Genomic DNA, 13,346 nt, shown 5'->3' with positions numbered 1-13,346 from the left:
ATCCGTTTTGCGAGGAATGATTGCCGAGTGGTAATGGGATAAGGTTGAGCTACTTTATTAGGGGGAGTGGTTCTATGTTTAATAAAAAAATGGTGGCAATGGCAATGACTGTGCCGTTAGTAATGGGGACAATTTCTACGGTTTCGGCATTGGAAAAACAACAGCAAGTAAAGTTAGAAGCTTATTCGCCACAGAAAAAAGCAACTGAATATTTAAAAGAAAATGCTGCGCAGTATGGATTGAAAACAGACCTTTCAGACTTGCAATATATTTCTACAACAGAAACGTCAGTAGCTTCATATGTTAGGTTCCAACAAGTTGTTAATGGTGCACCTGTATTTTCAAAACAAATAACAGTTACGCTTAACGGAGAGGGAAAGGGAGTACTCGCTGTTTCTGATTATCAGCCTGTTACAGGTGTGAAGGAAGTAACGACAAAAATTAGTGAAAAAGATGCAATACAAAAATCAATGGCGTATGTTGGAGAAGCAAGTGAGCAAAATTTATGGGCTCCTACAGATAAAGAGTTCGGATATATTGTTGAAGAAGGAATTGCTCGTCCAGTATATAAAGTTGTAGTCCATTCTAATAATCCATTTGGTGCATGGGAAACATTTATTGATGCAGAAAATGGAAAGTTAATTAAAAAGGTTGATATAAACCGAAAAGCTGAAGGGTCAGGAAAAGTATTTTTACCTAACCCAGTCGTATCTAGCGGTAGTAAAGTAGGCTTAAAAGATAGTAACGATGCAGATTCAACAGCTCTAACGAACCAACTGAAAACTGTTACGTTAAAAGGTTTAGATGGAACAGGATTTTTAATTGGAGAATATGTAACGATTTCTTCAAAAGCGAAAACAAAATCTACGAATTTACAATTTAACTATACACGCGCAAATGATAGCTTTGAAGATGTTATGTCGTACTATCATATCGACACATTGCAACGTTACATTCAAAGTCTAGGTTTTAAAAATATTAATAACCGTTCGATAAAAGTGAATGTTAATGGTACAACTGATGATAACTCATTCTATTCTCCATCAACAAAAGCTTTAACTTTCGGTACTGGCGGTGTTGATGATGCAGAAGATGCTGGTATTATCGCACATGAGTATGGGCATTCGATTCAAGATAACCAAGTTCCTGGCTTTGGTAGTTCAGCAGAAGGTGGAGCGATGGGAGAAGGATTTGGCGACTTCTTAGGTGCTACATATGAAGATGCAGTATCGACTACTGGATATGGTAAAGCATGTGTTGGAGAATGGGATGCGACAGCTTATTCTAGTTCAGATCCAACATGCTTACGCCGATTAGATACGAATAAAGTATATCCGAAAGATATAACGAATGAAGTGCATGATGATGGTGAAATTTGGGCACAAGGTCAATACGAAATGGCACAAGCTTTTGGCCGTGATGTAGCAACAAAAATCATTTTACAATCACACTGGTCATTAACACCAAACTCTAAATTCAGTGATGGAGCAAAAGCGATTAAGCAAGCAGATGCTCTTTTATATGGCGGACAACATGCTGCTGATATCGATCGCATTTGGGCAGCGAGAGGCATTAGTACGAATTAATATAAAAAGTCGTGGCATTAAGCCACGACTTTTTAATTTGCTTACGAACTGGTACTAGTAAATAAAGCTATATCAATGTTAGTGTGAATATATCCGGATCCCATTTACTTTTTAGCTTCTTTAAAAACAAAATGCTCTTTAAATTTTCTAGATTCAACTTTTTGACCATTTCGCATCGATCGGAATGGGTGTTCTTGCCATGTAATAATCACATCAACCTCATCCGCTTTTGTAGCAACAGGTAAATTAGCGTGTTCAAGTCCAGTTTTTCCACTTGCTAAACGACTTTCCTTTAGGGAAAAGAGTTCATATTTCGTTTTCTTATTTGGTTCGTTGCGGAATACTTCGACGTTTACGTTATATACCTCACTATTCCCGACATTCTTTACTGAAAAATGATATGTTTGAAATTCATCTTTTTTAGCTTGAAGCATATTCTTGTTTGTATTTTTCGGTTTATCAATATTCACTTGCCATTGATCAGAGTTTTGAGAGATTGGTAAAGATTTTGGTGAATAGGCGTATGTTTCGTTTACTACAATTAGGCAAAACAATAGGAGAAAGAAACTAATTGCTTTTTGCATATACACACCTCGCTATAAAATTTTTTATTAATATGCGTAAATGAATTGGGTTTTATGTAAAAAATGGAAAAATGTTAGAGGTGTAATTTCGAATTTGATACATAAGAATATGTATTACAAAATTAACTTTTCACACTTTAGAAGAATTTAGGAGTTAGAAAATCAGAATGTTTCAAAAAAGGCTTGCATTTTATAAAGCGAGGAGTTAGAATACTCTGTAAATATAAAAAGTGATGATTAGGAAAAGTACATGGTGCAAAGGTCTACAGAGAGCAGCCGGTTGCTGGGAAGGTTGCGATACCGCATGATGGAAAGACACCTGTGAGTGTTGCTTTGAACGTGATTATTAGTAAAAGCAAACGGTACCTACCGTTATCAGGGCTAAGATGGTCAGTATGACAATTTGGGTGGTACCGCGGAAAAAAATCCGTCCCTATTTATAGGGGCGGATTTTTGTATTCTTTGAAAGGGGGTGAGTGACCGTGGATGATGACGATGACAACAATAACGTAAATAAATATAAAATTACTGGAGGGAAAAATAATGGATTCAATAATGAAGCGTTCACTCACAAAAGAATGTACAAAGCAAAGTGGAAAGGTTGTATTACTTCAAGGATGGGTAAAAAAAATTCGGCACCTTGGAAATGTTAGTTTTTTATTATTACGGGACAGAACAGGAGTAATTCAATGTGTATTAGAAAATGAATTGGCCGGATATAAAGTTGATGTAGAAAGTGTTGTTCATGTAATTGGTGAAATAGTCGAGACGTCGAAAACAGAATTGGGTGTTGAAGTACTTGCTCATGAAGTGAAAGTAATAAACGGTGCAGAACCACTTCCATTTGAAATAAATAAAAAGAAGTTACAAGTTGGCTTAGATCAACTACTTAATGAGCGGGTACTCTCATTAAGACATGAGCGAACCGCAGCGATTTTTAAAGTGAAATCTACACTCGTTCAGAGCTTTAGTGAATTTCTTATAGAGAACGATTTCATACGTATATTTACTCCGAAAATTGTTTCGCAAGGGGCAGAAGGAGGAGCAAATGTTTTTAAGCTTCCATACTTCCAAAAAGAAGCTTATTTAGCACAATCACCACAGTTCTATAAGCAAATGATGGTGGCTGGGGGACTAGAACGTGTTTTTGAAATTGCACCTGTATATAGAGCGGAACATCATAATTCTTCCCGTCATTTGAATGAATATATATCGTTAGACGTAGAACTTGGTTTTATTCATGATTTTTATGAAGTGATGCAACTAGAAACGGATGTTTTACAATATATGTTTCAACAAGTAGCAAAAAAATGTGAACTAGAACTACAACTATTACAAATAGAAGTACCTGTTATTACTGAAATACCTAAAATTACATTGTTAGAAGCACAAGAAATTTTGAAAAGTAAGTATCGTAAAGAATCTCCTGTAGGGGATTTAGATACAGAAGGTGAAAAGTTACTAGGGAAATATGTAAAGGAAACATATAATAGTGAATTTGTTTTCATTACACATTATCCGAAAGAAGCGAGACCGATGTATACGATGCAAAATAAAGAGAATCCAGCTATTACTGATTCATTCGACTTATTATATAAAGGGTTAGAAATAACGTCAGGGGCACAGCGAATTCATAATTATGAAATGTTACTCGCTTCGTTTAAAGAAAAAGGATTACACCCAGAGAAATTTCAATCTTATTTAAATACATTCCGATACGGTTGTCCTCCGCATGGAGGTTTCGGAATTGGGTTAGAAAGGATTGTATATAAACTATTAGAATTAACAAATGTACGAGAGGCGAGTGCTTTTCCGAGAGATTGTACTCGTCTTATACCATAATATTAAAACCCTTCTATGAATATAGAAGGGTTTTGTATATTTAAACATAAGTTAAAGAGAAGAAAAATGTCATTTTGTGTGAAAATATGTAAATTATATCGAGAACATTTTATAATAAATTGAGAAAAAGAAAATTCATAAGTTATAATGAAATGTGAATATAAAAAAAGTTCATATAATAATGTATGGAAGGGTATGAAACATGTTATATCAAACTCAAGCAACACAACAAACACCAGCTTATATAATCTATCTTCTTGATGTAAGCGCATCAATGAATCAAATGATGGATGTAGAGGGAGAAGAAAAAAGGAGAATTGACATTGTAACGGATGCTCTTTCTTTAGCGATTCGCCAAATGGTATTTCGTTCGACAAAAGGTAGTCGATTGCTTCCAAGATATAAGTTATCTATTTTAGCTTATAGCGATCAAGTTTTTGATCTTTTGGGTGGGGTGAAAACAATAGATGAGGTAGCAAGACTACGTCCACTAGAAAAAATTCAAACGCATCGCTTAACTGATACAGCAAAGGCTTTCTCTGTAGTGGAGAAGTTATTGCAAAAGGAATTACCGAATTTACAAGACGGGCCAGCTCCTGTTGTTTGTCATATGACAGATGGTGCTTCAACTGGCGAAGATCCAGAATTAATTGTGCGAAGAATTATGAATATGTCTGTACCTGATGGAAATGTACTAATTGAAAATATCTTTATTTCGGATGAAATTATGCAAGAACAAATTACTAGTATAAAGAAGTGGGAAGGGATTATGCCACATACAGAAATTACGGATGAATATGGTGCAAAGTTGCAACGACTTTCCTCTCCTATCCCTCAAAGTTATCGTGAGATGATGACTGAGTATGGTTTTCATATTGGGGATGGTGCAGTGATGATGTTTCCAGGTACAAATGCAGATTTAGTATCACTTGGATTTCAAATGTCTGCTGCAACGCCGGTTCGATAGGAGGGAGAAAAATAGTGAAGTATATCCTGTCGCAAGAAAAAGAAACAGTATTACAAGAGAAGAAAGGTGAACATTTTACATATCGATATAGTTACGTAAGAGCTAAAGAAACGCAAGACTTAAATGAGAGTGGACAAGATTTTCTTATATTTCAAGATAATGGGACTAGTATTACCTTTGCATTATGTGATGGTGTAGGAATGTCTTTTCATGGTGAAATCGCTGCGAAATTTCTTGGTATGAAATTATTAAATTTATTTGAAACATTGAAGGAAAAGAATATTTCTATTCTATTAAATGAAGAGTTGGAAAAGTGGAAAGAAGAAGCAGCAGAGGAAGTGAGGGTATTTCAATTGCCAGAAGAAACACCATGGTTACTTCTCGATGTTTTGGAAGAAAAGAGGAGAAAAGGTAGTGAAGCTATGTTCATTGCTGGGAAAATAGAGCTCATTCCAAATCAAGACGAAGTAGATGTAACAATAGTTACACATGGCGATTCTTTTGTACAATTGTTCCAAAATCAGAAAAAGTGCTTAAATGAATTGAATTTTGAGAGAAGTGTAGGGAAAAGATGGTCTACACATCATGGTATTATTGGTGGTGAATTGGATGTTTTTTCAAAGAAGTTATCTAGAGAAGAAGTAAATAGAATTGTAATTCATTCAGATGGACTTATGTCGCTTATGCAGTATAACTTTGAGGAAGTCTTACAAAAAATCGAGAGGGCACAGTGCTCACCGACGAGCGATGATATTTCGTTTTTAGATATTTCTTGGTAAGAATACAACGGAAAGGTGAATATACGTGGAAGAGATTATTGTGACGTACATAAAACAATCAAATGAAGAAATAGATATTGCGATCCCAAATGATGTGAAAGTAATACAAATTATTGAAGCAATTTTACATCACGAAAAAATAGATGAAACATTAAGTGAAATTTACGAAATTAGAGTGACAAAGGATAAAGAAGAGTGGCATTCTATTCGAAATGACGAGACTTTGAGAGATAATGATGTTTGGGATGGACAATATGTAATGCTAAATAAAAAAGGGGCGATTATCCCTTCTTTTGAAATGTTACCGGCAGAAGAAGTTAATAATGAACCTGTTAAACAAGGTATATCTTCTAGTGAAGAAGATTATGTATGGAAAATCATTGAGTAATAGTTTTGAATGGGGAAGGAGAAATGCTTTGTGCAAAAATCACCATATTTTCAGCGCTCTCCGCGTGTGAAAGTAGATATACCAACAGGGGATGTTATTATTCATGATCCGCCAAATATACCAGAAGAACCTAAATTTTCTATTGAAACAATGTTATTACCAGCGATGATGACAATTTTAACATTGATATTGTATTTTGTGATGATGAAATTTATGAAGATGAATGCAAGTTATATGCCACTTATGATGGTTTCGAGTATTCCAATGTTAGGATCGTATGCAATTACAACGATGGGGCATTTCCGTAAAAAGAAAGAACATAGGCAAATGGTGGAGCAGTTACAACAAAGATATTTGGAGCAAATTCAAAAGCATCGAGTGGAGTTAGATACGTTAAAGGTTGAACAAGCGAAATATTTAATAACACAAAATCCAAGTCCACTAAAGAGTGTACAAAGAATTGAAAATCGAGAAAGTAATTTATGGGAGCGAACACCTGAAAGCCCAGACTTTTTAGATATCCGTATTGGAACAGGTGAGAGACCATTTTATGTTGAATTGAAAGTGCCTGAACAGCAAGGTTATGAGGAAAATCCATTAATCACAGAAGCACAAAATGTGAAAAGAGATTTTAATACAATCCCTAATGGGCATATTTCAATATCATTGAAAAAAAATGATGTAATTGGTGTGGTTGGCAATAAAGAAGATCGATTGAACTTCACTCGAATTGTAACGACGCAAATTATGACACATCACGCTCCGAATGAAGTGAAAATAGCAGCCTTCTATCATGAGAAGGAGAAGAAAGAATGGGATTGGATGAGGTGGATTCCTCATGTGTGGGATGAGCAGAGAAGCATGCGTTTTTTATCTGAGAATCAACAAGAAGCGCAGAAATTAGCTGAAGCGTTGTTCACACCACTTAATATGCGTAGAATTTATAATTCCTCTGCACAGGTAGATGCGAAAATACCTTTAATCCCAATGTATGTTTTTTTCTTATCCGCGAGAGAATTTTTAGAAGATGATCCTATACTTCCAATGTTACTTAGAGAAGGGGAAAGTGTCGGAGCATCTACATTTATATTTGCAGAACAGAGAGAACGATTGCCGATGGAATGTGATCTTGTTATTAGCTTAAACGGAGAAAATGGTGAGTTAGTAGAAACATTTTCAAGCTCAGCTGAAAATAGCGGGACAACGCGTGCTAGTTTTAAAGTAGACCGACTTTCATTTGAACGATGCGAATCAGGTGCGCGAGGTATTGCTCCTATTCGAATGAAAAGTTCTACAGCGGCTAACATACCGAAAGTATTAACTTTTTTAGATTTGTTCCAAGTGAAAAAAATGGAAGAGTTACAGGTGCTAGAGAGATGGAATAAAAATCGATATCCGACTTCATTGCCGGTTCCAATAGGTGTAAGAGAAGGAAGTAAACCTGTGTTTCTAAATATTCACGATAAAATTGAGAAGAAAGGACATGGTCCGCATGGTTTAATGGCTGGTACAACAGGTTCAGGGAAAAGTGAAGTGATCCAGTCTATTATAGCAGCGTTAGCGGCTACCTATCATCCTCATGAGATGGCATTTATGCTTATCGATTATAAGGGTGGCGGAATGTCAAACACGTTTGCAGGATTACCACATATTATCGCATCTATTACAAACTTAGAAGATCCGAACTTAATCGAGCGTGCAAGAATATCATTAAAGGCGGAATTAGAGAGAAGACAAAAATTGTTTATTCAGGCTGGAAATGTTCAACATTTAGATGAATATTATGAAACAAGCTGGCGTGAAAAAGAACCTTTGCCACATTTATTTATTGTCATTGATGAGTTTGCTCAAATGAAAAAGGAACAACCAGAATTTATGGACGAACTAATTAGTGTTGCTGCAATAGGAAGGACATTAGGAGTTCACTTATTATTAGCTACACAAAAACCTTCAGGGGTTGTAAATGATAAGATTTGGAGTAACTCACGTTTTCGAATTTGTTTACGTGTACAAGATGACGCCGATAGTCGTGAAATGTTAAAAATTCCAGATGCCTCTAAAATTAATGTACCGGGAAGAGGTTATTTACAGGTTGGAAGTAATGAAATATTGGAATTGTTCCAATCTGCATGGAGTGGAGCACCTTATAATCCAGATGAAGAGAAAGTTCTTGCTGTTGTTGATTTTACAGAAGTTAAGCTTTCGGGTGAAAGAATAAAAGTGAAAAAGCGCCCAAAACCAATGACAAATAGTCCAAAGCAATTACAAGCTTTTATTCAATATGTACAGAACGTATCCGAAAAAGAAAATATTACAGCGTTGCCAGGACCTTGGTTAGCACCTTTACCAGAGAAACTATTATTAAATCAATTCTATGAAATAGAGAATTGGAATGCGGATGTATGGAAGCAAAGAGAAGATAAATTGCAGTTAACGGTAGGACTAATCGACGATGTGGCAAATCAAGCGCAGTATCCTTTGAAATTAGATGTTCAAGAGGGGCATTTAAATATTTACGGTATGCCAGGTACAGGAAAAACGACTCTATTACAAACAATTATTATGTCTCTGGCATTGTCTCATACACCAGAGGAAGTAAACTTCTATGTAGTTGATTTTGGTCGCATGTTTTTAGACTTTAGAGATTTACCACATGTGGGTGGAATTGTACAAGAAGACGAAGTTGAAAAAATGAAACGGTTGTTTAGCTTTTTGAAGAAGGAAGTCACATATCGAAAAGAATGTTTTTCTGATAGGGGAGCAAAATCTTTCGCGATGTATAACCGAATGGTAGAAACAAAGATTCCAGCTATTGTCGTAATGATAGATGGTTATATTAGGTTCCGTAGTGAGTATGAGAAGGAAAATGAAATTTTAGAGCAATTATTACGTGAATCAAGTACGTACGGTATTTCTTTTCATTTATCACTCAACCAAACAACTGATATGTTTGACCGTGTTCGTAACAATATTCCGATGGCAATTTCGTTTGAATTACAAGATAGAACAGAATATTATAGTTTAGTTGGAAGACCAAACTTCCCATTAATTGATGTACCATCTGGACGTGGTTTAGCGAAAGGGCAGCCCCCAGAACTATTCCAAGCAGCATTGCCTTTCGTTGGAGAAAATGAATTGGAATATTCTAAGCAATTAAAAACAATTATTCAAAAAATGAATGGAGCATGGACTGGAGAGAAAGCAAAATCAATTCCAATGGTTCCGAAACAGTTGTTTATTGAAGACATGCTAGAGCAATCAGAATCGTCACAAATTTGTGTAGGTATCGAAACAGAAGATATTCGCTTGCAAAACTTTTCATTGGAGGAAATGACAAATATTTTCATTGGAGGAAGAATTGAAGGTGGTAAGACATCTTTATTACAAACACTAATTTTTTCTCTTACCTATCAACATGCACCTGAAGAAATTGAATTATTCATGATTGATTTAAGTGAAAAAACAACGGGTATTTTGGCTCTTGGAGAATTACCACATGTTAAAAAGCGAATTACAGACGGAATGCAATTAAAAAAAATGTTAGATGAGCTGCTAGAAGTAATAAATAACAGAGAAGTGGTCATGCCGTCTTTAAATCCAAATGAAAAAATGAAATTTCCATATTCAAGGATTATTATTGTTATTGATGATATTGATCAAATGCTGGCGTTATTATCTACTGATTTTGATGCGAAAAATAAAATAGAGCAAATTGTTCAAAATGGAAGAAATAAAGGGATCCATTTTGTTGCAGCTGCTACAACTTCAAGTGTAACTAATTATTCACATGAAAAATGGTTTGCGGAAATCAGAAAACGAAGCTGTAGTTATTTATTAGGCACTACGCAAAATAATGATGTGTATTTCTTTAATATAAAGCTCAAGCATACGGAAATGGATCAAGAATTCCAGAGTGGGGAAGGATATTTTGTACGCAGGAAACCTATGAAAGTAAAATGTGCTTTTACACCACTACATTTACTACATGATTTAACAAAAAAGATTGCTAGAAAATGGTTAGAATCGACAGAAAAAATATAAAACTGGGGTAATTTGCAAAAAAATACTATTTTTTTGTAAACTAACCCTTTAAAAATAGTGTGAATATAGTTTATAATCTAATTGTTATGATATTAATAGATTGAAAGGGGAAAAGCAGAATGGCAGAAATTAAAATTACACCTGAACAACTTGATCAAATCGCTGGACGCTTTACAAACGCAGCAGCTGAAGCTCAACAACAAATCAATAACCTTGGAAATGAAATTCAGAGTTTAGAGGGACAATGGTCTGGGGCAACACAAGATAAGTTCAGAGCGAACTTTGAAAGTGCTAGACAAGAAATGCAAAAATACATTCCGATTCTAGAACATATTTCTACTGATTTGAAAAACATTGCTACTAACTTCCGTAACGCGGATAGCTCATATTAATAGCAGAACAATTGCAAAAGACCAGGAGCTATTGTTCCTGGTCTTTTCTTTAAAAATCGTCATATGAGAGCAAGGGGATAAAATGGGATTCAGGCCAGAAGTAGGAGAAAAAATTATTTTAAATAAAGATGCGTATCATTTTTCAAAGCATCCAGCAGTTATGGGAATTGATATGCCATATGGGCAAGAAGGTAGACAAGGAACGGTATATCAGCTACAACATGAAAATAGTGTAGAACGAATAGCATTAAAAGTTTTTAAGGAACGCTATCGTGATGAAAAACATCAATTAGTATTTTTGAAACCACTTTCTTCCTTAGCGGGTCTTAAAGTATGTTCACGCTACATTGTTACAAAAGAAGAACATACATCTGTAATTGAAAAGTCAGAAGATCTTGCGAATAGTATTGTGATGCCTTGGATTGAAGGGCCAACTTGGGCTGATATTTTACAAGAGCAACGAATGCTATCAAAGCAACAATGTTTTTTTATTGCAGAGGCATTTCTAACAACACTTAAGATAATGGAAGAAAATGAGATTGCTCATAATGACTTGTCATCTAGTAACGTACTAATACCTTTTCTAAGTGAAAATCCTATTGAAGGTCAACACCGTATTGAGCTTGTTGATGTTGAGCAAATGTATGGCCCAAAAACGAAAAGACCTTCATTATTGCCAGCAGGTTCAGCGGGTTACGCACCAAAGTATTTGACAAGTGGAGTATGGCAAAAAGAAGCCGATCGATTTGCTGGTGCTATATTATTAGGAGAAATATTAAGTTGGTGTAGTGAAGAAGTTCGAAATAAAAAATGGACTGATGCAAGTTACTTTAAAACGGAAGAAATGCAGACAGAATGTGAAAGATATGCATTACTTCAGCAAGTATTACATAATCAATGGAATGGGGAAATTGCACAGTTATTTAAGCAGGCATGGAATAGTAAAACTTTTGCAGAATGTCCAAGCTTTGCACAATGGCACGATGCATTTAATAGTGCAAGAGAGATAATAAAAATTGATACAGAAAAGCAGTCAGAACAAGAACAGTCTCTTTTTGTATCGAAATGTTTGGAAATTGCAAGATTATTAGAAGAGAGAGGATTTAAGCAAGCGGCATTATATGAATATAAAACAATTTTCAATTCACTTAATCCATCAACTGCTCTAAAACAAGAACTCGCATATATCATTCAAACAATAGAGAGTCAAGAGCCTGGAATAAACTCAAAAAAGGTGCTACAAAGTTATTTGGAACTAGCTACTGAATTGGAGAGAGAAAACAATGCAGAATTTGCTTGTTTCGTCTATTCACGAATCGTACAATTTCCAAACATTGATCATGCGTTAAAAAAGGAAATTGAAAGCATTATTGAGGAGATAAAAGAAGAACAAGAAACATCATTTACAGAAGCAGCAGCTACAATTACAGTTCCAAATAGCATTCTACAGAGCCGAAAACAAACAAAAAAACAAGTTGAATATGATATAGATGATGAAATTTTAAATGCAAAAGCATCGAATCAACCTCTTACATTAACGCATGAACAAAAAGAACCGTCTGCCTTTTCAAAATGGTGGAGCAAAAATAAAAAACGTATTTTGATCATTGGTTCAATTACAATTGTCGTTATAGGTGGTGCTACGGCGTATTACTTCTATACAACGAATGCTAAATATCAACACTTTATGGAACAAGCAAGGCAAGCCTATCATGATAAAAAATATAAACTTGCAGAAGAGGCTGTTGGTCATGCAATTGCAGTGAAAGGAAAAGACGAAGCGCATCTTCAATTAGCAACAATTTACGTTGCTGAAGGAAAGAATAAAATTGCAATCGACTATATTACCAAATTAATAAAGGATAGAGAAATTGATAAAGAAAATAATGAAGCTGCCTATTTATTAGCTTCAGCAAATTTCCGCATTGGAAAATATCAAGAAGCAGTTCCGAATTTCGAACAAGCATTAGCGAATAATGCAAAAGGAATTGAACCGTATAAAAAAGATGCAATGAGAGATTTAGCTGTAAGTCATATGAAGATGAAAGAATTTGAAAAGGCGGAAGACGTTATCGTCAAAATGAGCACGAAAACAAATGAAGATAAGGCGATTGTTTCGTATTTAAAAGGACAACTAGCTACGGCAACTGTGCAGTTAGACAAAGCTGAATCGTTCTTTAAAGAAGCTATTACACAAGATTCAAAGAACGCTATATATACAATTGAACTTTCAAACTTATATGTGCTTTGGAATAAAACAAATTTAATTGATAGTGCGAAAAAAGAGGCGAATTATCAACAAGCATCTCAAGTATTACAAGCTGCAATCCAAAAGGATATGAAAAATATAGAGTTACTAAATCAACTAGGAATTGTATATTATGAAGCTGGTCAATTTTACGAATCGCGAGATGGTGGAAAAAGTAATGCTGCGTATCAACAAGCATTAGAAGCTTATAATCGAGTTGTCAACAGTGGGACCCGAGATACAAATACACTTGTGAATATAGGGATTTTATACGATAAAGTGGGACAAGGAAATGAAGCCGAGAAATTTTTCGCAGAAGCATATTCGCAAAATGATGAAGATCCACATGTGAATTTTGCATTTGGGATGTTCAAAATTAAACAAAAAAAATATGAAGAAGCGAACCGCTTCTTAAGAAAAACAGTACAAGCAAATGAAAATGAAGCTGAAGTAAGAGCAGCACAAGAAAAACTAACAGAAATGAAAACAAACGGCTGGATTCAATAAAGATGGGAAAAG

At 35.0% G+C, this 13,346-nt stretch carries 9 protein-coding genes and 1 other annotated feature; of the genes, 8 read left to right on the top strand and 1 reads right to left on the bottom strand.

Annotated features, from left to right (window positions below; translation table 11 throughout):
• The first annotated feature begins 74 nt into the window (after positions 1 to 74).
• Positions 75 to 1,586 (top strand): M36 family metallopeptidase, encoded by a 1,512-nt coding sequence (locus tag DN400_RS23730; protein WP_147801962.1) that lies wholly within the window; start codon positions 75 to 77, stop codon positions 1,584 to 1,586.
• Between the two features lie 104 nt (positions 1,587 to 1,690).
• Here the strand turns inward: DN400_RS23730 and DN400_RS23725 are convergent, their stop codons facing one another.
• Complete coding sequence (locus DN400_RS23725; protein ID WP_147801961.1) at positions 1,691 to 2,170, bottom strand: hypothetical protein; 480 nt, start codon at positions 2,168 to 2,170, stop codon at positions 1,691 to 1,693.
• 224 nt (positions 2,171 to 2,394) lie between these two features.
• Positions 2,395 to 2,608: a binding site (T-box leader), on the top strand.
• A gap of 105 nt (positions 2,609 to 2,713) precedes the next feature.
• On the opposite strand from DN400_RS23725, the gene aspS reads away from it, so the two are divergent.
• From aspS to DN400_RS23690, 7 genes are all read left to right on the top strand, one after another.
• Positions 2,714 to 4,012, top strand: a complete 1,299-nt coding sequence (gene aspS, locus DN400_RS23720) for an aspartate--tRNA(Asn) ligase (protein WP_000377348.1) — start codon at positions 2,714 to 2,716, stop codon at positions 4,010 to 4,012.
• Between the two features lie 202 nt (positions 4,013 to 4,214).
• Entirely contained in the window at positions 4,215 to 4,979 is a 765-nt protein-coding gene (locus DN400_RS23715) for a vWA domain-containing protein (protein ID WP_000966848.1), read from the top strand.
• A gap of 11 nt (positions 4,980 to 4,990) precedes the next feature.
• Positions 4,991 to 5,758 (top strand): hypothetical protein, encoded by a 768-nt coding sequence (locus tag DN400_RS23710; protein WP_098255407.1) that lies wholly within the window; start codon positions 4,991 to 4,993, stop codon positions 5,756 to 5,758.
• Positions 5,759 to 5,783: 25 nt separating this feature from the next.
• Positions 5,784 to 6,146, top strand: a complete 363-nt coding sequence (locus tag DN400_RS23705) for a ubiquitin family protein (protein WP_000391135.1) — start codon at positions 5,784 to 5,786, stop codon at positions 6,144 to 6,146.
• A 30-nt stretch (positions 6,147 to 6,176) separates the two neighbouring features.
• On the top strand, positions 6,177 to 10,187 hold the full coding sequence (gene essC, locus DN400_RS23700) for a type VII secretion protein EssC (protein WP_141527796.1): 4,011 nt from the start codon (positions 6,177 to 6,179) through the stop codon (positions 10,185 to 10,187).
• 119 nt (positions 10,188 to 10,306) lie between these two features.
• Positions 10,307 to 10,579: a WXG100 family type VII secretion target gene (locus tag DN400_RS23695; RefSeq protein WP_000807833.1), complete on the top strand. Its 273-nt coding sequence runs from the start codon at positions 10,307 to 10,309 to the stop codon at positions 10,577 to 10,579.
• 82 nt (positions 10,580 to 10,661) lie between these two features.
• Complete coding sequence (locus tag DN400_RS23690; protein WP_000506911.1) at positions 10,662 to 13,334, top strand: tetratricopeptide repeat protein; 2,673 nt, start codon at positions 10,662 to 10,664, stop codon at positions 13,332 to 13,334.
• Positions 13,335 to 13,346 lie beyond the last annotated feature (12 nt).

The sequence above is a fragment of the Bacillus sp. AR8-1 genome, assembly GCF_008042345.1.
Taxonomy (GTDB): domain Bacteria; phylum Bacillota; class Bacilli; order Bacillales; family Bacillaceae_G; genus Bacillus_A; species Bacillus_A cereus.
The sequence above is the reverse complement of the archived record's forward strand: the minus strand, read 5'-3'. Positions and strand labels throughout refer to the sequence as shown.

Coding starts and splice junctions, on each gene's coding strand:
- DN400_RS23730 (WP_147801962.1), top strand. CDS start 75: ATGTTTAATAAAAAAATGGTGGCAATGGCAATGACTGTGCCGTTAGTA.
- aspS (WP_000377348.1), top strand. CDS start 2,714: ATGGATTCAATAATGAAGCGTTCACTCACAAAAGAATGTACAAAGCAA.
- DN400_RS23725 (WP_147801961.1), bottom strand. CDS start 2,170: ATGCAAAAAGCAATTAGTTTCTTTCTCCTATTGTTTTGCCTAATTGTA.
- DN400_RS23690 (WP_000506911.1), top strand. CDS start 10,662: ATGGGATTCAGGCCAGAAGTAGGAGAAAAAATTATTTTAAATAAAGAT.
- DN400_RS23695 (WP_000807833.1), top strand. CDS start 10,307: ATGGCAGAAATTAAAATTACACCTGAACAACTTGATCAAATCGCTGGA.
- DN400_RS23715 (WP_000966848.1), top strand. CDS start 4,215: ATGTTATATCAAACTCAAGCAACACAACAAACACCAGCTTATATAATC.